Raw genomic sequence first — 19,188 nt, forward strand, 5'->3', positions numbered from 1 at the left:
GGTGCCGGGGCTGCGATGTCGGTCGTCCCTGAGAGGCTGGACGGATGACGTCGACGGCCTCCTCCCGTGCTCGCCGCGGTTCCGAGACCTTGCGACGCCTGGCCGCAGTGCCCGGCCGCGAGGACCGCCTGACCCACCTCGAGACCCTGCCTGCGCGGGCGGCGGTGCACGCACCGTGGCCGTCCTGGGTCACCGACGACGTGCGCGCGGCCTTCCTCGCGCGTGGGCTGGACCAGCCGTGGCGTCACCAGGTCCAGGCGGCCGACGCCGCGCACGTCGGGCAGCACGTCGTCCTCTCGACCGGCACCGCGTCGGGCAAGTCGCTGGCCTACCAGCTGCCCGCGCTCACCGCGATCCGCGACGCTCGCGGGAGCCGGGGCCAGCGGGGCGCGACCGTGCTCTACCTCGCGCCGACCAAGGCCCTGGCACAGGACCAGCTCTCCGGGCTCACGTCCTTGGGCCTCGACGTGCGCGTGACGACGCACGACGGGGACAGCAGCCACGACCTGCGTGACTGGGCGCGCGACCACGGCGAATACGTCCTGACCAACCCCGACATGCTGCACCGCTCGCTGCTGCCCGGCCACGCACGGTGGGCGGCGTTCCTCGGCTCCCTGCGCTACGTCGTGGTCGACGAGTGCCACCACTACCGCGGGGTCTTCGGGGCGCACGTCAGCCAGGTGCTGCGCCGGCTGCGCCGGGTGTGCGCCCACTACGGCGCCCACCCGACCTTCGTCCTCGCCTCCGCCACGGTCGCCGAGCCCGAGACAGCCGCCGGTCGGCTCACCGGGCTGCCGGTCACGGCCGTCACCGAGGACTGCTCACCACGGGGCGAGGTGTCGCTCGCGCTGTGGGAGCCGCCCTTCACGTCCTACGTCGGCGAGAACGGCGCGCCCGTGCGCCGGGCCGCCTCCTCCGAGACCGCCGACCTGCTGGCCGACCTGGTCGCCGAGGACGTGCGCACCCTCGCCTTCATCAAGTCGCGCCGCGGCGCCGAGCAGGTGGCGATCACGGCGGCCGGGTTGCTCGCCGAGGTGGACCCGTCCCTGCCCGGCCGGGTCGCCGCCTACCGCGGTGGCTACCTGCCCGAGGAGCGCCGCGCGATCGAGCAGGCGCTGCGCGACGGCTCGTTGATCGGCCTGGCCGCCACCAACGCGCTCGAGCTCGGCATCGACATCAGTGGTCTCGACGCGGTGCTGATGGCCGGCTTCCCCGGCACCCGCGCCGGGCTCTGGCAGCAGGTCGGCCGCGCCGGCCGGGAGGCGCAGGATGCCCTCGGCATCCTGGTCGCCCGCGACGACCCGCTCGACACCTACCTCGTGCACCACCCCGACGCGCTGTTCGGGCAACCGGTCGAGGCCACGGTCTTCGACCCCGACAACCCCTACGTGCTCGGCCCGCACCTGTGCGCCGCCGCCCAGGAGATCCCGCTCACCGATGCCGACCTCCCCCTCTTCGGCGACACCGCTCCCGACGTCGTCGCGGGCCTGGTCGCCGCCGGCCTGCTGCGCCGCCGGCCGCGGGGCTGGTTCTGGACCGACCGTCGCCGGGCGGCGGACCTGACCGACATCCGCTCCGCCGGCGGGTCCCCGATCCAGCTGGTGGAGTCGGAGACGGGCCGCGTCGTCGGCACCGTCGACGGCGGACGGGCGCACAGCGAGGCCCACGAGGGCGCGGTCTACGTCCACCGGGGCGAGACCTGGCTGGTCGAGACGCTCGACCTCGACGAGCACGTGGCGGTGATGGGCCGCGCCGACCCGGGCTACTCCACCTCGGCGCGCGAGATCACCGACATCTCGATCGTGGCCGAGCGCACGCACGAGACCTGGGGTCGCTGCCGGTTGTCCTTCGGCGAGGTCGACGTCTCGCACCAGGTCGTGTCCTACCTCAAGCGCCGCCAGCCCAGCGGTGAGGTGATCGGCGAGGAGCTGCTCGACCTGCCCGAGCGGGCGCTGCGCACCAGCGCGGTGTGGTGGACGGTGCCCGACGACCTGCTGACCGGCGCCGGACTCGCGACCGCCGACGTGCCCGGCTCCGCGCACGCCGCCGAGCACTGCTCCATCGGGCTGCTGCCGCTCTTCGCGACCTGCGACCGCTGGGACATCGGCGGGGTCTCCACCGCCCTGCACGGCGACACCGGGATGCTGACGGTCTTCGTCTACGACGGCCATCCCGGTGGCGCCGGCTTCGCCGAGCGTGGCTTCGCCGCCGCCCGCGCCTGGCTGGGCGCGACGCGCGAGACGATCGCGTCCTGCACGTGTGCCGAGGGCTGCCCGTCCTGCATCCAGTCACCCAAGTGCGGCAACCAGAACAACCCGCTCGACAAGGTCGGCGCCCTCCGGCTCCTCGACGTGCTGCTCGGACACGGCTGACCACCCACCCGTCAGGGGGGCGCGAGGACCCTGGATCCGAGTAGCCTCAGCACCATGTTCATCCTGGGGTTGCTCCTCGTCGCCGGTGGCGCACTGCTGATCGTCGCCGCCGTGTTCACTGCCGAGACCACGGCCGGCCAGATCGAGCTGCTCGGCACCGAGGTCGGCGCACTCACGCTCTTCCTGCTCGGCGTCGGCGCCGGTGTCGCCGTCCTGTGGGGCCTGGCCATCTCGAAGTTCGGTGCGAAGCGCTCGCTGGCCAAGCGTCGCGAGGCCAAGAAGATCGACGAGCTGTCCGAGAAGCTCGAGCACGCGGAGGCCGAGCGACGCCGCGACATCGACGAGAACGACCCGGACCGCCGGCCCTACTGAGGGACGACACCCACCGGGCCGACTCCGGCCGGCCCGGCCCGTGCCCGACCCTCCAGGTCGGCGTCCTGACCGAGCCACCGCGGCCCGGTGACCGACACGTCGACCAGGACGTCACGGCCGACGACCGCACAGGCGCTCAGGCTCGCGCCGTTGCCTGCGGCCACGTCGGCCGCCGTGGAGCACGGATCTCGACCGCGCTGGAGCGCGGTGGCCCCGGCGACCGCCGCCAGGTCGGCGGCGGCCTGCGCCGAGCGGTGCGCCACGACGAGGGCCGCGACCACGCCCAGCGCCGAGCCCAGGAGCAGCAGCAAGCCGGCGAGGGCGACGACCACCACCGTGACGGCGCCCCGGCCATCGCGTCGACGCCCAGGCCCGGCAGGCCGCCATCGCCTCACGGCCCCTCCCCCTCGTCGAGGGTGACCGCCTCGGCACTGACCCGGACCTCGGGCAGGAAGTCGAAGAGCCCACCGGGCCCGGCGACCGCACCCGTCACCACCGCGACCACCCGACCGTCCTGTTGCGTGACCGTGACCGAGCTGCCGTCGGGTGCGACCTGCTGGCCCCGGCCGACCGCCTCGGACGTCTCGTCTCCTCGGGCGACGCTGCGCGCGGTCTCGCGTGCCGCGTCGACGACGCGCACCTGGGCCGCGCCGACGGCGAGCAGCCAGACCAGGCCGACCGTCACCGCCACGAGGATCGGCAGCGTGAGGGCCAGCTCGGCCGTGACAGCGCCTCGCTCGCGTCGGACGGCAGAGGTCATCCGATGCCCAGCAGACCGAGGACGTGGTCGAAGAGGGTCTTGAGCATCTTGTCACCGAAGCCCCCGGTGAGCAGCTTGTAGAGGAGGCCGGCCAGGCCGGCGCCGGCGGCCGTGCCGACGGCGTATTCAGCTGTGGTGATGCCCTGCTCCGACCGGAGCACCACGGCCCTCCGACGGGGGCCGCGAGAGCGACGAGGGCTGCGGGCGGGAGGTGACGGGGTGGTCACGGTCATGGGGGTCTCCTTCGGGTCTGGCGCGGCCACCGGACGTGGCCGCGCAGGACGAGACTGCGCCGCGGCGGGGACATCCGCGTCGCGCCGTCGACGCCCCTGTGGGCAACCTGGTCCGGGACTCGCCTGTGGACGTCTGGTGGCCGCCGGTCACCACTGGAACGAGCTCATCAGGCCGGCGACCAGGGGCACGATGCCGATGAGCAGAAAGGCCGGCAGCAGGCAGAGGCCGAGCGGCACCGCCGCCTTGACGCCCACGGCGCGGGCCCGGTCCTCGACGTCACCGCGGGCCTCCCGGGCCAGCTGGTCCGCGAGCCGCTCGACGGCGGTGACGACGGAGGCACCGGTCTCGTGAGATCGCGACAGCGCCCGCCCGAGGGGCGCCAGACCGGGCTCCTGCGCGAGCTGGGACCACACCTCGGCAGGATCGGCCCCCAGCTCCAGCCGGGCCACCGAGCGGTCGAGCCGCGTGGTGGCCGGACCGGGCAGCGCCCGGCAGACCAGTCGCGCCGCCTCCGCCGGGGCCACGCCGGCACGCAGGGCCGCAGCGAGCAGCGTCACGACGTGCGGCAGCTCGCGACGCGTGGCCTCGCGGTCGCGTCGCGTCTGGGGTGACTCGGCCCGCCCGATGACGACCTGCGCGACGACCGTCACGACGACGCCAGCCACCAGACCCGGCGTCCCGCCGACGAACAGCCACGCACCGAGGCCCGCCAGCAGCGCCAGCAGCCAGCGATGCCGACGCATCCAGCCACCGTCGTCCGGGACCGTCGCGCCAGGTCCGGGCGCCGGCCCTGAGTGATCCGGCCCTGAGTGATCCGGCCCTGAGTGATCCCAGCGCGGCCCGGTCGGCAGCAGCAGCGCTGTCGCCAGCGCGACCGCCAGCGCGCTCAGCCAGCTCATCCGGCCCGCTCCACACCGCGGGCGATGGCCTCGATCCACCACAGTCCGGCGAAGCCGAAGGCCAACCCGGCCGCGAGGCACGCGAGCCCGACCGGATGCCCGAGGAGGAAGCCCCACGGATCGCCGCCGGCACCGGAGCCCATCGCCAGGGCCAGCAGTGGCAGGGCCGCGACCAGTCGCGACGTCGCTCGGGCCGAGGCGAGCTCCCCGTCGACGATCCGTCGGGTGGCGTGGGCGGCGCGGAGGTCCTGGGCCACGCGGTCGACCGCGTCGGCGAGCCCCGCTCCCGTGCGGTGGGTCAGCTGCCAGGCTGCCGCGACCAGCCGGAGGTCGGCGGTGCCGGCCTGCCGGGCGACCTCGCGCAGCGCGGAGGGCACGTCGGAGCCGATCCGGTGGGCGGCGGCGACCGGAGCCAGCGCCGGCCAGGTCGCCGCGGCCCGCTCCAGGGCGGCGCCGGGCGGCTGGCCGGCACCCAGGTCGCCCGCCAGGTGCCCGCACAGCTCGAGGACCCGCTGGCCCGCGGCGCGCTCGGCGAGCCGCCGCGACCGGGCGCGCAGGAGGACCCCCGCGGCGACGACCACCGCCAGTGCGAGCAGGACGAGCACCAGAGCGGTCCCGGACGCCAGCCAGAGCGTGACCGCACCCGGCGCCACCAGCCAGCGCCACCGCAGCAGGTCGCGGGGCCCCGGCGCTGGCGGCAGGGCGTGAGGTGCCCGGAGCGGCACGGGGCCAGGTGGCGGGGCTGACACGAGCCACACGGCCACCACCGCGGCACCGACCGTGAGGGTCGCCGCGAGGGTCACGACGCGCGGACCGCGAGGAGGTCGACCAACCCGTCCTCGGCCGGCCCGGCGACGGCCGAGCCGTCGGCGGCGATGTCGACGGCCGCGCTCATGGTGACGAGACCGGTGCGGTCGCGCACCGGCACCGCGACCTGGGCGAGCCGGCGACGACCGTCGCGACCCCGCACGAGGTGGAGGACCACGTCGACGGCGGACGCGAGCTGGCTGTGCGCCGCCTCGCGCCCGAGCCCCGCGGCGAGGGCGAGCGACTCGACCCGTGAGGGCACGTCGAGGGCCGAGTTGGCGTGCAGGGTGCCGCAGCCGCCCTCGTGGCCGGTGTTCATCGCGGCGAGCAGGTCGACGACCTCCCCGCCGCGCACCTCTCCGACGACCAACCGGTCGGGGCGCATGCGCAGCGCCTGGCGCACGAGGGTGCGCAGCTCGATCCCGCCCGAGCCCTCGACGTTGGCCGGCCGGGCCTCGAGCCCCACGAGGTGCGGGTGGTCGGGGCGGAGCTCGGAGGAGTCCTCGACCAGGACCAGCCGCTCGCGCGCCGGGACCCGGGACAGCAGGGCCGCGAGGAGGGTCGTCTTGCCCGTGCCTGTGCCGCCGCTGACGAGGAACGCCAACCGGGACTGGACGATCGCGTCCACCAGGCGCCCCGACTGCTCGGTCAGGAACCCGTCGGCGACGAGCTCCGCGAGGGTGAACACCCGCCGGCGTGGGACCCGCAACGAGATCGAGGTGCCCGGGCGGGAGACCGGAGCGAGCACCGCATGGCAGCGGGTGCCGTCGACCAGGCGGAGGTCGACGTAGGGCGTCGCGTCGTCGAGCCGGCGTCCACCGGCGCCGGCGAGACGCTGGGCGAGACGGCGGACGGCCTCGTCGTCGGGGAAGCGCACGTCGGTCTCCTCGAGCCCGGCTCCCCGGTCGACGAACACCTGGTCGGGGCCGTTGACGAGGACGTCGGTGACCCCCGGCAGCCGCAGCAGCGGCTCCAGCGGGCCGGCCCCGACGACGTCTCGGCGCAGGCTCTCGTAGACCTCCAGGACGGTGGCGTCACCGACCGGGCGACCGGTCGCTCGCAGCGCCTCGGCGACCCGGTGCGGCGTGAGGTCGCCGGGATCGCGGGCCAGGCGGTCGCGGACCTGCTCGACCGCTCCGGCCGGGAGCGTCACGCCGCCTGACCCATGACGGTCACCCGTTGCAGCACCTCGGTGGCGGCACGCCCGAGCGGCCCGCGGCGCGAGCGGATCGGCCCGAGCCCGAGGTCGATGGTCTCGGCCAGCCCCCGCTGGTCGCTCATCTCGGCGACGACCGGCACCCCGGTCGCCCGGCTGACGTCGCGCGCCGCAAGGCCCTGACCCCGCAGCACCAGTCGCAGCTGGGGTGGCGCACCGAAGCGGGCGCTGGTGCGGGCCGCGGCAGCCACCCCGGCCACGCTCGGCACCACGAGCATCAGCACCAGGTCGCAGCGCGAGACGATCTCGTCGACCACCGGCTGGGGCGAGCGCGGCAGGTCGAGCACGACCGCGTCGTGCCCGCGGCCCGCAGCCGACAGCGCCTCGCGCACGGCGAAGGGCTGGAGGGTGCCGGGTGAGCCGGAGTACCACGAGAGCACGCCGAGGGCGCCGCGACGAGGCAGCGCCTCGCGCAGCGCTCGACCGCTGAGCCGACCGGTCGTCTGGCACAGCGCGTCCCAGCGGAAGCCGTCGTAGGCCTCGACCCCCAGCACCCGGTCGACACCGGGGCCGAGGGGGTCGCAGTCGATCACCACCGCCGGGCCCCGCTCCGCCGCCATCTGCCCCAACGCACAGGCGAAGGTCGTCGCACCGGCACCGCCGGAGCCCCCGACGACGCCCAGCACCAGGCCCCGCGAGGGGGTGTCGTCACCGAGGTCGGTGAGGGTCTCGATCAACCAGGTGTCCGAGCGCGGCAGCTCCGTGACGTCCTCGGCGCCGACGGCGAGCGCGGTGCGGAAGAGCTCGTCGGGGACCCCGCCCCAGGCCACGACGTGCACCCCGGCACGCCGGGCGGGCGAGATGTGGGCCATCTCCACGGCGAGGTCGGCGCCCAGCAGCACCAGGGGCGCTCCGCTCCACCCGCGCAGGGCCGCGGCGCAGTCGCGTGCGACGTCCGGCGTGATGCCGGCGGCGGCAGCGAGCCGCAGGAGCTCGTCGAGCAGGGTCTCGTCCCGGGTCACGAACAGGGGTGCAGTCATGACCAGGAGCCTCCCCGGAGGGACGGAGAGCCCAACCCCTGCTGGGCGCAGCCTGTGGACGAGCAGGCCTGGCCCGGGGCCTGTGGATGACAGGTGGCGCGTGGACCTCCCCCTACGATGGACCCATGGCGCCGACCGCGGCCTTCTTCGACCTCGACAAGACGATCATCGCCAAGTCGAGCACCTTCGCCTTCTCCCGCCCCTTCCAGGCCGGAGGGCTGATCTCGCGACGCGCGGTGCTGCGCTCGGCCTACGCCCAGTTCGTCTACCTCGTCGGCGGCGCCGATCACGACCAGATGGAGAAGATGCGGCAGTTCATGTCGCAGCTGTGCGCCGGCTGGGACGTCGCGACCGTGCGCGAGATCGTCGCCGAGACGCTGCACCACGTGGTCGACCCGCTGGTCTACGACGAAGCGGTCTCGCTCATCGAGCAGCACCGGGCCGCCGGGCTCGACATCGTCATCGTGTCCGCCTCCGGCAGCGAGCTCGTCGACCCGATCGGAGAGCTGCTCGGCGCCGACCGCGTCGTGGCGTCGCGCCTGGAGATCGAGGACGGCAAGTACACCGGCGAGATCTCCTACTACGCCTACGCCGAGGTCAAGGCCGAGGCGATCCGCGAGCTGGCCGAGGAGATGGGCTACGACCTGGCCGAGTGCTTCGCCTACAGCGACTCGATCACCGACGTGCCGATGCTCGAGGTCGTCGGGCACCCGCACGCGGTCAACCCCGACCGCGAGCTGCGCAAGGTGGCCTCGGCCAACGGCTGGCCCGTGCTGGTCTTCACCAAGCCCGTGGCCCTCGGCAACGGCCTGCGCCTGCCCCCGGCGAAGCCCACCCTGGCCGTGCTCGCGGTCGGTGGCGCGGCCGCGGTCGGCAGCGTCCTGTGGGTCAACGCCCGCAAGCGTCGCCTCGGCGCCTGAGTGCCGTCGTACGACGTCAGGGCGCCACGCCCGCCTCGTCCCCAGGCCAAATGTCAACCCTTGTAGGGCTGGGCAAAGCGGCGTAGAACAGAGGAGAAGAACAACTCAAGAGCAGCACGTGAGCCGGGTACCCACGCGGCGATCTCCCTTCCTACAGGGCGCTGTCTTCCGGGACATTCCCGGAGCAGCAGTTGGCGATGCACGCTTGGTAGCCAAGCGCCCACGTGTCAGCGGTGGCGTTCGAGTCCAGTGAGATTCGGGCGCCACCTGCACGTGCTCTCGACGCCGCGGATCAGTCCGCCGCCCGCCGCAACGGACTCGCCTCGGCGCCGGCGGCGAACGCCTCGGCGCCGTAGAGGATCCACGCGTGCATGCCGGCCGCGCCGCCCTCGGCGTAGCCCCGCAGGTTGGACTCGTAGGCCGGGCGGAGCGCCAGGTGCCCGGCCTCCGGCACGACCAGCGACTTCTCGTCGACACCGCGGGAGAGGAGCAGCAGCCGCTCCGCCGCGCGCGCGACGATGCCGTTGTGGGAGGGGAAGGGCGCTGCGGTGATCAGCTCGGCGTGGATCAGCGAGGCCACGAGCAGCGCGGGCGCGTCGGTCGGACGGGTGAGCAGAGCGGAGATGTCGCGCAGCCGCGCGGCGGACTCGTCGTCGCGGGGGCGGCCACGGCGGTCGTCGGGCAACGAGGACGCGGCGAGCGCGTGCAGCCGGGCCAGCGCCTGGAGCGGCGATCGGGCCATCAGCGGGGCCAGCGACAGCAGCTCGGTCGAGACGCGCAGCGAGTCCTGGGCGATGTCGTCACCGCCCCCCTCGAGCACCTGCGCCAGCGTGGACGACGACCCCTCGAGCACCGCGCTGGCCTGCGCCCCGCGCAGCAGCGACTCGGCCGTGGTCTCGGGCGACGTGCGTCGCAGCCCGCGGTCACGCAGCATCACGTCGATGCCGTCGCGGACGGCGGCATAGGCGGACGGGACGCCTTCGAGAGACACCAGCCACGCAAGGGGATCGGAAGCCACGGTGGAAGGCTATCCGCGGGTAACCTCGACCTGATGACCGACCGACCCTCCCGCTCCGGCAGCGCCGCCCGATCCTTCGGTGGCGTGGCCGACGTCTACGACCGCGGCCGCCCGTCCTACACCCGCGACGCCGTCGCCTGGGCGACCTCCGCCGAGCCCCTCACGGTGCTCGAGCTCGGGGCCGGCACCGGCAAGCTGACCGAGCAGCTGGTGGCGCTGGGGCACGACGTGCACGCCACCGACCCGGACGCCGCGATGCTGGATCTGCTGCGCGCGCGGCTGCCGGAGGTGCGCACGTCGGTCACCGCGGCCGAGGACATCCCCGCCTCCGACCGCTCCTACGACGTCGTGGTCGCCGCTCAGGCCTTCCACTGGTTCGACCACGAGCGAGCACTGCCCGAGATCGCCCGAGTGCTCAAGCCCGGCGGTCATCTCGCGGTCGTCTTCAACGCCCGCGACGAGCGGATCCCGTGGGTCAAGAAGCTCGGGCGCATCATCGCCAGCCCGCCGTCCGAGCGGAACTCCCTGGCGGTGCTGGTCGCAGCGACGCAGTTCGACCAGCCGAACGCGGAGAGCTTCAAGAACTGGCAGACCGTCGACCGGCACTCCATCCAGGACCTGGTCGCGTCCCGCTCCGACGTCATCGGCCTCGACGAGGAGGCCCGTGCGGCCAAGCTCGCCGAGGTGCTCGCGCTCTACGACGACTACGGCCGCGGCATGGACGGGATGCAGCTGCCCTACCTGACCCGCTGCCTGCGCGCCCAGGTCGTCGACCGGCCGGAGGCGCCCGGGCTCGACCTCGAGGGCAGGGGTCAGTCGGAGGACACCGTGCCGATCCCGCCGCCCACCGACGACGACAGCGGGATGCTGCTCATCGACTTCCGCTGAGGGAGCCCGCCCCCGGGCGCCGGGTGGTGCACGATGACCACCATGCGCGCGTGGCGGCGGACCCACCTCGGCACGGAAGCCGACCGAGCGACCTTCCGGACGCTCCACAGCGCCTCCCTGGCCTCACCCGCCCTGCGTCGGGGCCTGACCGCCGAGTCGGCCGAGCGCTCGATCCGGCACCTCCGCTCCCTGCTCGGCACCCCCGCGATGGCGCTGACCGACACCGCGACGGCACTGGCCTGGGACGGCACGGGCGCGCACCACCGCGACCAGACCGACGCGTTGGTGACCGCCACGCTAGAGCGCGGCGCCACGCGGGTCTTCGACCGTCCCGACCTGGCCTGCGGCGACAGCGGCTGCCCCGTCCGCACCGCGGTGGTGAGTCCGCTGGTCGTCGAGGAGCGCATCGTCGGCACCCTCCAGGCCTTCGCGCCCTACTCCACCGCCGGCCTGGCCCGGGCCGCCGACGAGGTCGCCACCTGGGTGTCGGGCCAGCTCGAGCTCGCCGAGCTCGACGCGTCGCGCACCCGGGCGATCGAGGCCGAGGTCCGGGCGCTGCGCGCGCAGATCAGCCCGCACTTCATCTACAACTCGCTCGGCGCGATCGCCAGCTTCGTGCGCACCGACCCCGACCGGGCCCGCGAGCTGCTGCTGGAGTTCGCCGACTTCACGCGCTACTCCTTCCGCAGCCACGGCGACTTCACGACGCTCGCGGAGGAGCTTCGCTCCGTGGAGCGCTACCTGCTGCTCGAGCAGGCGCGCTTCGGTGACCGGCTCACCGTGACGCTCAGCATCGCGCCGGAGGTGCTGCCGGTCGCCGTACCCTTCCTGTGCATCCAGCCCCTCGTCGAGAACGCCGTGCGCCACGGCCTGGCCAACGTCGAGGGTGCCGGTCACGTGCGGATCGTCGCGCTCGACCGCGGGCAGGAGTGCGTGATCGAGGTCGAGGACGACGGCGTCGGGGAGGACCCCGAGCGCGTACGACGAGCCCTGGCCGGTGACACCGCCCTCGACTCGGTCGGGCTCGGCAATGTCGACAGCCGGTTGCGCAACACCTTCGGTGACGACTTCGGCCTCGTCGTGGAGACTGCCCCCGGCGCCGGCACGAAGGTGATCGTTCGCGTCCCCAAGTTCGCCCCCGGAGTGCAGCCGTGAGAGTCCCCCCATGAGCCCCACCACCGACCTCAAGGTCCTCGTCGTCGACGACGAGCGGCCGGCGCTCGACGAGCTCGCCTACCTGCTCGCCCGCGATCCCCGCATCGGCGAGGTCATCACCTGCGACTCGGCGGCCGAGGGCCTGCGGACGCTGCACGAGCTCGACGTCGACGTCGTGTTCCTCGACATCCAGATGCCCGGCCTGACCGGGCTCGAGCTGGCCCAGGTCCTCTCGCGCTTCAAGACCCCGCCGCCGATCGTCTTCGTGACCGCCCACGAGGCCCACGCGGTCGACGCCTTCGAGCTCCGCGCGGTCGACTACGTCCTCAAGCCGGTGCGCGCCGACCGCCTCGCCGAGGCCGTACGACGGGTGGTCGAGGGCAGCGAGCGGGCGCCCGCCCCGGCGCAGAGCACGCAGATCCCGGTCGAGCGTGGCGGCGTGACCCGGTTCGTCGACCGGGCCGACGTGACGCACGTGGAGGCACAGGGTGACTACGCCCGGCTGCACACCGCCGACGGCTCCCACCTGGTCCGTGTGGCGCTGTCGACGCTCGAGGAGGAGTGGAAGGTGGCCGGCTTCGTGCGGATCCACCGCTCGCTGCTGGTGTCCCTCGCCCACGTCCGCGAGGTGCGCATGGACGCCGGGCGCTGCTCGGTCGTCGTGAGCGGCCCCGGTCCCGGCGGGCTGGCCGAGCTCGTGGTCAGTCGCCGGCACACGCGCGAGCTGCGCGACCTGCTGCTGAAGCGGGCCGGCGGATGAGCGCGCGGTGAGGGTGTCGTGACGGAGGGACCCCGCCCCGAGCGGGTGCGGGTGACCGGCCCACCACGTCGCCACACCCCCCGCACACGGACCGGCGACATCGACGACGAGACCCGCCTCGGCTCGGTCTACCTCGGCTCGCTGCTGCGCGAGCAGCTTCGCCTGGCCGCCCGGACGATCCTGGTGCTGGTCCTGACGGTCGGCTCGCTGCCGCTGGCCTTCCGGGTCGTGCCCGGGCTCTCCGAGGTGACACTGCTCGGGATCCCGCTGGCCTGGCTGCTGCTCGGTGGCCTGGTCTACCCCCTCCTGGTGCTGCTCGGCTGGCGCTACGTCCGTCGTGCCGAGCGCAACGAGCGCGACTTCGCCGACCTCCTGAGCGAGATCGAGCAGTGAGATGAGCACCGAAACCGTCACCGGCCTGGTCGCCGTGGTGCTCGTGACGCTGGCGACGCTGCTGATCGGCACGTGGGGGCTGCGTTTCTCCCGCACCACCAGCGACTTCTTCGTCGCCTCCCGCTCGGTGCGCCCGGCGCTCAACGCCTCGGCGATCGGGGGTGAATACCTCTCCGCCGCGTCCTTCCTCGGCGTCGCCGGGCTGGTGCTGACCTTCGGCGCCGACATGCTCTGGTACCCCATCGGCTGGACGGCCGGCTACCTCCTCCTGCTCGTCCTGGTCGCCGCGCCGCTGCGTCGCAGCGGGGCCTACACGCTCCCCGACTTCGCCGAGGCCCGGCTGGGCTCGCGCCGGGTCCGCGCCACCTGCTCGGTGATGGTGGTGGCGATCGGCTGGCTCTACCTGCTCCCGCAGTTCCACGGCGCGGGCCTGACCATCCGGGCCGCGATCGGTGCCCCCACCTGGGTCGGCCCCGTCATCGTCGGCGCGGTCGTCCTCGCCAACGTCACCTCAGGCGGGATGCGGAGCATCACCTTCGTCCAGGCCTTCCAGTACTGGCTCAAGCTCACCGCACTCCTCCTCCCCCTCGTGGTGCTGCTCATCGTGTGGGTCGGGGACGGCACGCCCGGCAGCAGGATGCCGGCCGACGACTCGTGGTCCGTGCCGCTCGCCAGCGGGGGCTCCGAGGGCCTCTACCTCACCTACTCGCTGATCATCGCCACGTTCCTCGGCACGATGGGCCTGCCGCACGTGGTCGTGCGCTTCTACACCAACCCCGACGGTCGCGCCGCCCGACGCACGACGCTGGTCGTCCTCGTCCTGCTCGGCATCTTCTACGTCCTGCCGCCGGTCTACGGCGCGCTCGGTCGCGTGTACGCCGGCGAGCTGGCCGCGTCGGGCCGCTCGGACGTGCTGGTGCTGGAGCTCCCCCGGCTGATGGTCCCGGGCATCGGCGGCGAGCTGCTCGCGGGGCTCGTGACCGCCGGGGCGTTCGCCGCGTTCCTCTCCACCTCCTCGGGCCTGGCGATCGCCGTCGCGGGCGTCATCAGCCAGGACGTGACCGGCCGCTCGCTCACCGTGCTCGGCGGTCGTCGCCTCTCGGGGGTCACCGCCTTCCGCGTCGCCGCGGTCGTCGCGGTGCTGGTGCCGTTGACGATCGCGCTGGCCGTGCCGAGCATCGGGGTCGCCCGCGCGGTCGGCCTGGCCTTCGCGGTCGCAGCCTCCACCTTCTGCCCGCTCCTGCTGCTGGGCATCTGGTGGCGCGGCCTGACCGACGTCGGCGCCGTGGCCGGCATGCTGGCCGGCGGCCTCGGCTCCGGTGCCGGGGTGATGTGGACGCTCCTGGAGGGATCCGCGACCGGGTGGCCCGCCGTACTCCTCGAGCAGCCTGCTGCCTGGAGCGTGCCCCTCGCCTTCGCGGTGATGGTCGGGGTGTCGAGGGCGACCGCGAGCCGCGTTCCGGCACACACCCGGCGGTTCATGGTGCGGCTGCACACCCCTGAGGCGCTGGACCTCGACCGGGGGTGATGCGCTGCGGTGGGCTGTGGTGGTGGGTCTGCCCGTGGCGGGTCTGCCCGTCGCGGGTCGTGTGCCGGAGACCTCAGGCGGTCTGCCGCACGCTCTTCAGCGCACCGGTGCGCTGCACGACCAGGTCGACGACGAGCGGGTGCGGGCCGATGACGTCGGCGACGACGGCGGCCCCGGCGGCGAGCGACTCGGAGCGGGCCCGGTCGGCGAAGAAGCCCGGCGAGAGCAGGTAGGGCGACACGACGTCCCCCGCACGCACCACCTCGGCGGGACGACGACCGAGTGCCGAGAGGGTCGCGACCTCGACCGGCGAGCCCCAGAGCCGACCCAGCAGCTCTGCCGCTCGGGTGAGGTCACGGGTGGCCAGCGGGTCGGAGGAGCCGGCGGCGACGAGCACGAGCCGCCCGTCACCCGGACGGGCACCGACACGGGCGAGCTGGTCGAGCTGGGCCCGGGCAACCAGCTGGTGAGGACCGAGCGGCCGCCCGAGCACCAACGGTCCCGTGGCACCACGAGCCATGCGGGGCAGGTCCTGGCGCAGGTGGAAGCCGGTGGAGAGCAGCAGGGGCACGACGACCGTGGGGGTGGCGTCCGCCGCGACCACGTCCTCGAAGAGCGGCTCGGACAGCTCGACGTAGGAGCACACCGCCTCCGTGCCGAGCGCGAGGCCGGCGGCGACGGTGATCTCGCGGGCGACCTCGTTGCCACCGCTCTTGCGGGTGCCGTGGGCGACCGTCACCAGCCGGTGGGGCGCAGACGACGTCGTGCTCACGTGCTCACCGCCAGCCGGTAGCCGCGCTTGACGACCGTCTGGATCATCCGCGTCCCGATCGCGGCCCGCAGCCGCGCGACCGCCATCTCGACGGCGTGCTCGGAGCCGGCGATGCCCGAGGGCAGCGCCGCGAGGAGATCGCGGCGGGACACCACGTGACCGGGGTTGACCAGCAGCGCCTGGAGGACCGCCCACGGAGCCGGGGACAGCTTGACCTCGACCCCGTCGAGCAGGATCTCGTCGCCGTGCAGGAGCAGCGTGTGCCCGGCGACCTCCAGGCTCAGGCCGGACGAGCGCGAGGGGAGCTCGGTCTCGAGCTGCTTGACCATCGCGACCAGCCTCGAGCGCTCGGGATAGATCGTCGGCACCCCCCACATCTCGAAGGCCGCGGCCGTCACCGGCCCGACGCACGAGGCGATCACGTCGGCCTGGAAGGCGCCGACGACCTCCTCGCGCCGCCCGGTCGACCCGGCCGCGTCCATCAGCGCGGCGACGGCGGGCGCGGAGGTGAAGGTGACCGCGTGCACGGCCCGGTCGGCGATCTCGTCGATCAGGTGGAACATCGGCTCCGGGTCCTCGGCCGCGACGACGCGGTAGACCGTCACGGTCGTCACGTCCGCACCGCGGCGCCGCAGCGCGTGGGCGACCATCGACAGCGACTGCCCGTGCTCCTGCACCACGATGCGCAGACCGGTGAGGTCGCGCCCACGCAGGTGCTCGAGCACGTCCTCGAACTCCTCCGACGCCGGCGACCACAGCTCGCGCAGCCCACGACGACGCAGCGCCCCGACGCTCTTGGGCCCGCGCGCGAGGATCTCGGCCCGTCCCAGCGCGGCCAGGAGGTCGTCGAGGATGCCCCACGCCTCGGCCGCGGCGAACCAGCCCTTCATCCCGATGCCGGTCGTCGCCAGGAAGACGTCGATGGGTCGACTCAGCACCTCGTCGGTGGCGGCGCGGAGCACCGCGTCGTCGACGTGGTTGGCGCCCAGCGACAGTGCGGGCGCCCAGACCGTGGTCGCTCCCCGGCGCTCGAAGAGCTGGAGCTGCTCCTCGACCTTGCGCGCGGCCGTGACCCCGATCCGGAAACCGGTCAGGGACGCCGTCGGGGTCTCGTCTAGCTGCTCGATCTCACGCCTCCCACCAGGACCTGGCCGTCATCGCTGACCTGCACGTCGTACGTCATGACCCGCACCGCCGCGTCGTCGAGGCAGTGCCCGGTGCGCAGGTCGAACGCCTGCTTGTGCATCGGCGACGCCACGAACGGGACGTCCCCCCGCGTGCCGACGATGCCACGGGCCAGCACCGAGGCCCGTGAACAAGGATCGTAGTTGTTGAGCGCGAACACCTCGTCGTCGTAGGTCCGGAAGACGGCCACCGCGGCCCCGCCGACCAGGGCGACAACGCCTCCCTCGCGCTCGATCTGGTCGAGCCGGCACACCACGGTGTACGTCGTGTGCGCGCTGCTCGTGGTCTGGCTCGTCGTCGTCATCGGGTCACCGCCGCAGCTGTCGCGGGGGCACCGACCGGGATGGTCGCGCCGAGCACGACCGGACCGTCGGAGTCGGCCGGGGCGATCTGGTCGCGCTCCTCGCGGAAGGTGATGTGCGGGTCGGGCGTGCCGGGGGCGTTGACGAACGACACGAAGCGGGCCAGCTTGTCGGGGTCCTCGAGCGTGGCGGCCCACTCGTCGAAGTAGCCGTCGACGTGGGCGTCCATCGCCGCCTCGAGCTCGCTGCCGAGCCCCAGCGAGTCCTCCACGACCACCTCACGGACCCGGTCGAGACCACCCTCGAGGCCGTCGACCCAGGGGGCGGTGCGCTGCAGGCGGTCGGCGGTGCGGATGTAGTACATGAGGAAGCGGTCGAGGTAGCGCACCAGCGTCTCGGTGTCGAGGTCGCCGGCGAGGAGCCGGGCGTGGACGGGCGTGGCGCCGCCGTTGCCGGCGACGTAGAGGTTCCACCCCTTCTCGGTCGCGATGACGCCGAAGTCCTTGGACCGCGCCTCGGCGCACTCGCGGGCGCAGCCGCTGACGCCGCCCTTGAGCTTGTGGGGCGAGCGCAGCCCGCGGTAGCGCTCCTCGAGCATGATCGCCAGCGACGTCGAGTCCTGCACGCCGTAGCGGCACCAGGTCGACCCGACGCACGACTTCACCGTCCTCAGCGACTTGCCGTAGGCGTGCCCGGACTCGAAGCCGGCGTCGACGAGGCGGCGCCAGATCAGCGGCAGCTCCTCCATGCGGGCGCCGAAGAGGTCGATCCGCTGGCCGCCGGTGATCTTGGTGTAGAGGTTGAAGTCGCGGGCTACCTCGCCGATGACGATCAGCTTCTCGGCGGTGATCTCGCCGCCGGGGATGCGCGGGACGACCGAGTAGGTGCCGTTCTTCTGGATGTTGGCGAGGTAGGCGTCGTTGGTGTCCTGGAGTGGACGGTTGGCCGGCGCGAGGACGTGGCCGCCGAGCTGGGAGGCGAGCACCGAGGCGACGACCGGCTTGCAGATGTCACAGCCGCGGCCGGTGCCGTGGCCCTCGATCACGTCGTCGAAGCGCGTGTAGCCGTGGACGGCCACCACGTCGAACACCTCCTGACGCGTGAGCGCGAAGTGCTCGCACAGGCTCCGGTCGACGACCTTGCCGACCGACGCGAAATGGTCCTCCACGATCTTCTTCACCGTCGGCTTGCACGACCCGCAGGTGCTGCCGGCCCCCGAGCACCTCGTCACGCACGTGGCGTCGCTGCACGGCTCGTCGGTGTCCTCGTCGGTCGAGCGGCCGCCGTTGGTCGAGCCTGTCGAGACCCTCGCGAGGATCTCGCCCTTCGTCACGTTGTTGCAGGAGCACACGACCGCCTCGTCCGGCAGGCCGATCTCGACCGCACCCCGGGTCGCCGGGAGGATCAGGTCCTCGGGGTTGGCCGGCAGCTCGATGCCGCTCGTGCCGTCGGCGGCGACCATCGGGCGCAGGACGCCGTACGCCGAGGCGTCGCCGACGAGGATGCCGCCGAGGAGGTACTTGCCGTCCTGGGTGACCACGAGCTTCTTGTAGTGGCCCGCGACGGCGTCGGCGAAGACCAGCTCGAGCGCGCCCTCGGTGGTGCCGTGGGCGTCGCCGAAGGACGCGACGTCGACACCGAGGAGCTTGAGCTTGGTGGACATGTCTGCGCCGGTGAAGGCGCCGGGGCCACCGAGCAGCGCGTCGACGACGACCTCGGCCATGGTGTAGCCGGGGGCGACCAGGCCATACATCCGACCGGCCGGCGCCGCGCACTCGCCGATCGCCCAGACGTGCGCGTCGGAGGAGCGGCACTGCTCGTCGACCAGGACCCCGCCGCGCTCGGCGAGGTCGAGGCCGGCTGCGCGGGCCAGGGCGTCACGGGGGCGGATGCCGGCCGAGAACACGACGACCTCGGCCGCGATCGGCTCCTGGCCGCGCAGCGCGAGGCCGGTCACGTGGGTCTCGCCGAGGACGGCCTCGGTGGCCGCGCTCGTGTGGACCTTCAGCCCGAGCTTCTCGATGTGACGGGTCAGCATCGCGCCGCCGGCGTCGTCGACCTGCACCGCCATCAGCCGCGGTGCCATCTCGACGACGTGGGTCTCCAGCCCGAGCTGGGCCAGCGCGTTGGCGGCCTCGAGGCCGAGCAGTCCCCCGCCGATGACCGCGCCGACGCTCGCGCCGGCCGCCGCCTCGCGGATCGCCTCGAGGTCCTCGATCGTGCGGTAGACGAAGCAGCCGGGCAGGTCCTTGCCGGGGATCGGCGGCACGAACGGCGTCGCCCCGGTGGCCAGCACCAGCTCGTCGTAGCCGAGCACCTCGCCGTCGGCGAGCAGCACCGTGCGCGTCGCGGGGTCCAGCCCCGTGACCTCGGTGCCGGTGAGCAGGCGCACCCGCGGGTCGTCGTACGCACCGGTGGGCAGGAGGGAGAGCTCCTCGGCACCGACCTCGAAGAAGGAGGTGAGGGCGACCCGGTCGTAGGCCGGGCGGCACTCCTCGCCGACGACCACGACGTCGTAGGTCTCGGTCAGGCCGCGCTCGATGGCCGCCTGCACGAAGCGGTGGCCGACCATGCCGTGGCCGACGACGACCAGGGTCAGTCGCTTGTGGTCCGGGGTGGGGGTCATG

General features: G+C 73.7%; 20 protein-coding genes. 8 read left to right on the forward strand and 12 right to left on the reverse strand.

Features of this window, described 5'->3' with window-relative positions:
- Window positions 1-44: 44 nt before the first annotated feature.
- On the forward strand, window positions 45-2,372 hold the full coding sequence (locus AAG827_RS04180; RefSeq protein WP_341924556.1) for a DEAD/DEAH box helicase: 2,328 nt from the start codon (window positions 45-47) through the stop codon (window positions 2,370-2,372).
- Between the two features lie 54 nt (window positions 2,373-2,426).
- Window positions 2,427-2,744, forward strand: coding sequence for a hypothetical protein (locus tag AAG827_RS04185; protein WP_341924557.1), 318 nt, complete (start codon window positions 2,427-2,429; stop codon window positions 2,742-2,744).
- On the opposite strand, the gene AAG827_RS04190 is transcribed toward AAG827_RS04185, so the two are convergent.
- From AAG827_RS04190 to ssd, 7 genes are all read right to left on the reverse strand, one after another.
- Complete coding sequence (locus AAG827_RS04190; protein WP_341924558.1) at window positions 2,738-3,139, reverse strand: Rv3654c family TadE-like protein; 402 nt, start codon at window positions 3,137-3,139, stop codon at window positions 2,738-2,740. The two genes, AAG827_RS04185 and AAG827_RS04190, sit on opposite strands and share 7 nt — an antisense overlap.
- Entirely contained in the window at window positions 3,136-3,504 is a 369-nt protein-coding gene (locus tag AAG827_RS04195; protein WP_341924559.1) for a TadE family protein, read from the reverse strand. The genes AAG827_RS04190 and AAG827_RS04195 overlap by 4 nt, the downstream gene beginning before the upstream one ends.
- Window positions 3,501-3,737, reverse strand: coding sequence for a DUF4244 domain-containing protein (locus AAG827_RS04200; RefSeq protein WP_341924560.1), 237 nt, complete (start codon window positions 3,735-3,737; stop codon window positions 3,501-3,503). Before AAG827_RS04200 ends, AAG827_RS04195 begins: the two co-directional genes overlap by 4 nt.
- Before the next feature lie 147 nt (window positions 3,738-3,884).
- Window positions 3,885-4,481, reverse strand: coding sequence for a type II secretion system F family protein (locus AAG827_RS04205; protein WP_341924561.1), 597 nt, complete (start codon window positions 4,479-4,481; stop codon window positions 3,885-3,887).
- Between the two features lie 152 nt (window positions 4,482-4,633).
- Window positions 4,634-5,440 (reverse strand): type II secretion system F family protein, encoded by an 807-nt coding sequence (locus tag AAG827_RS04210; RefSeq protein WP_341924562.1) that lies wholly within the window; start codon window positions 5,438-5,440, stop codon window positions 4,634-4,636.
- Complete coding sequence (locus AAG827_RS04215; RefSeq protein WP_341924563.1) at window positions 5,437-6,597, reverse strand: TadA family conjugal transfer-associated ATPase; 1,161 nt, start codon at window positions 6,595-6,597, stop codon at window positions 5,437-5,439. Before AAG827_RS04215 ends, AAG827_RS04210 begins: the two co-directional genes overlap by 4 nt.
- Window positions 6,594-7,640, reverse strand: coding sequence for a septum site-determining protein Ssd (gene ssd / locus AAG827_RS04220; RefSeq protein ID WP_341924564.1), 1,047 nt, complete (start codon window positions 7,638-7,640; stop codon window positions 6,594-6,596). The genes AAG827_RS04215 and ssd overlap by 4 nt, the downstream gene beginning before the upstream one ends.
- 125 nt (window positions 7,641-7,765) lie before the next feature.
- On the opposite strand from ssd, the gene AAG827_RS04225 reads away from it, so the two are divergent.
- Window positions 7,766-8,560, forward strand: a complete 795-nt coding sequence (locus AAG827_RS04225) for an HAD family hydrolase (RefSeq protein ID WP_341924565.1) — start codon at window positions 7,766-7,768, stop codon at window positions 8,558-8,560.
- A 292-nt stretch (window positions 8,561-8,852) separates the two neighbouring features.
- Here AAG827_RS04225 and AAG827_RS04230 read toward each other — a convergent pair whose 3' ends face one another.
- A complete protein-coding gene (locus AAG827_RS04230; RefSeq protein WP_341924566.1) occupies window positions 8,853-9,578 on the reverse strand; it encodes an oxidoreductase in 726 nt (241 codons plus the stop codon).
- Between the two features lie 33 nt (window positions 9,579-9,611).
- Between AAG827_RS04230 and AAG827_RS04235 the strand changes: the two genes are divergently transcribed.
- The 5 genes from AAG827_RS04235 to AAG827_RS04255 are packed head-to-tail and all read left to right on the forward strand — an operon-like array spanning window position 9,612 to window position 14,302.
- Window positions 9,612-10,466, forward strand: coding sequence for a methyltransferase domain-containing protein (locus AAG827_RS04235; RefSeq protein ID WP_341924567.1), 855 nt, complete (start codon window positions 9,612-9,614; stop codon window positions 10,464-10,466).
- Window positions 10,467-10,499: 33 nt separating this feature from the next.
- A complete protein-coding gene (locus AAG827_RS04240) occupies window positions 10,500-11,621 on the forward strand; it encodes a histidine kinase (protein WP_341924568.1) in 1,122 nt (373 codons plus the stop codon).
- Window positions 11,622-11,631: 10 nt separating this feature from the next.
- Window positions 11,632-12,381 carry a LytTR family DNA-binding domain-containing protein gene (locus AAG827_RS04245; RefSeq protein ID WP_341924569.1) on the forward strand — a complete coding sequence of 250 codons (750 nt, stop codon included), beginning with the start codon at window positions 11,632-11,634 and terminating at the stop codon, window positions 12,379-12,381.
- Between the two features lie 18 nt (window positions 12,382-12,399).
- A complete protein-coding gene (locus AAG827_RS04250) occupies window positions 12,400-12,774 on the forward strand; it encodes a hypothetical protein (protein ID WP_341924570.1) in 375 nt (124 codons plus the stop codon).
- Between the two features lies 1 nt (window position 12,775).
- Window positions 12,776-14,302: a cation acetate symporter gene (locus AAG827_RS04255; protein WP_341924571.1), complete on the forward strand. Its 1,527-nt coding sequence runs from the start codon at window positions 12,776-12,778 to the stop codon at window positions 14,300-14,302.
- Between the two features lie 73 nt (window positions 14,303-14,375).
- Here the strand turns inward: AAG827_RS04255 and AAG827_RS04260 are convergent, their stop codons facing one another.
- The 4 genes from AAG827_RS04260 to nirB are packed head-to-tail and all read right to left on the reverse strand — an operon-like array spanning window position 14,376 to window position 19,187.
- Window positions 14,376-15,074: a sirohydrochlorin chelatase gene (locus AAG827_RS04260; RefSeq protein ID WP_341924572.1), complete on the reverse strand. Its 699-nt coding sequence runs from the start codon at window positions 15,072-15,074 to the stop codon at window positions 14,376-14,378.
- A complete protein-coding gene (locus tag AAG827_RS04265) occupies window positions 15,071-16,201 on the reverse strand; it encodes a uroporphyrinogen-III synthase (protein ID WP_341924581.1) in 1,131 nt (376 codons plus the stop codon). The genes AAG827_RS04260 and AAG827_RS04265 overlap by 4 nt, the downstream gene beginning before the upstream one ends.
- Complete coding sequence (gene nirD, locus AAG827_RS04270; RefSeq protein WP_341924573.1) at window positions 16,189-16,563, reverse strand: nitrite reductase small subunit NirD; 375 nt, start codon at window positions 16,561-16,563, stop codon at window positions 16,189-16,191. Before nirD ends, AAG827_RS04265 begins: the two co-directional genes overlap by 13 nt.
- The gene (nirB, locus tag AAG827_RS04275) at window positions 16,560-19,187 is read right to left on the reverse strand and encodes a nitrite reductase large subunit NirB (RefSeq protein ID WP_341924574.1); all 2,628 of its coding nucleotides are present in this window, start codon (window positions 19,185-19,187) and stop codon (window positions 16,560-16,562) included. The genes nirD and nirB overlap by 4 nt, the downstream gene beginning before the upstream one ends.
- Window position 19,188: the final 1 nt, after the last annotated feature.

It is taken from the genome of Nocardioides psychrotolerans, assembly GCF_943371775.1.
In the GTDB taxonomy this organism is placed as follows: domain Bacteria; phylum Actinomycetota; class Actinomycetes; order Propionibacteriales; family Nocardioidaceae; genus Nocardioides; species Nocardioides psychrotolerans_A.